Source organism: Pseudomonas sp. NBRC 111124 (assembly GCF_001320245.1).
Lineage (GTDB): Bacteria > Pseudomonadota > Gammaproteobacteria > Pseudomonadales > Pseudomonadaceae > Aquipseudomonas.
This window is the reverse complement of sequence record NZ_BCBA01000080.1, coordinates 1-885: the sequence shown is the minus strand read 5'-3', so window position 1 is coordinate 885 and position 885 is coordinate 1. Positions and strand designations below refer to the sequence as shown.

Here is an 885-nt window from a genome sequence, read left to right as displayed (position 1 = left end):
TCATCCCGGTCAACGCCAGCTCCGGCTCGGTCGACTTCGTTGCACCGAACAACGTGTACAACACCAACACCCCAGTGACCAACAGCATCACCGGTGTGACCGGTGGCAACTACGAGAAGCTGGAAACCGCTGGCGAGCCAAGCACCGTGGTCACCGATGATCCAGCCAAGCTGGACAACACCGGTCTGACCCTGACCGCCACTGGCTCTGTCCAGGAAGGCGGCGAGATCGTTTACACCGCCAAGCTGACCAACCCGGCTGGCTCCGAAATGAAGGTGACCCTGAGCAATGGTGAAACCATCACCATCGCCAAGGGCCAGACCGAAGGCAGCGTCACTGTTCCTGCACCGGCCAACACCGTGTACGTCGATGCCGGTGAAGTCAAAGTAAGTGTCACCGGCACTACCGGTGGCGACTTTGAACACCTGGAAGTCAGCCCGAATGCTGCCGTCACCTCGGTGACCGACAGCATCGACACCAGCACCGTAACCCTGACTGCCACGCCGAGCGTGACCGAGGGCGGCGTGGTTACCTATACCGCGAGCGTGACTGCTCCGGTTACTGGCGCCCCGCTGGTGATCACTCTGGCCAACGGCCAGACCATCACCATCCCGGTCAATTCCAGCTCCGGTTCGGTCGACTTCGTTGCACCGAACAACGTGTACAACACCAACACCCCGGTGACCAACAGCATCACCGGTGTGACCGGCGGCAACTACGAGAAGCTGGAAACCGCTGGCGAGCCAAGCACCGTGGTCACCGATGATCCAGCCAAGCTGGACAACACCGGTCTGACCCTGACCGCCACTGGCTCTGTCCAGGAAGGCGGCGAGATCGTTTACACCGCCAAGCTGACCAACCCGGCTGGCTCCGAAATGAAGGTGG

The 885-nt window shown here is 61.1% G+C and carries 1 protein-coding gene; it reads left to right on the top strand.

Features of this window, described 5'->3' with window-relative positions:
• Positions 1–885 (top strand): immunoglobulin-like domain-containing protein (locus APH28_RS28925; protein WP_371263111.1); only part of this gene is annotated, 885 nt, incomplete at both ends.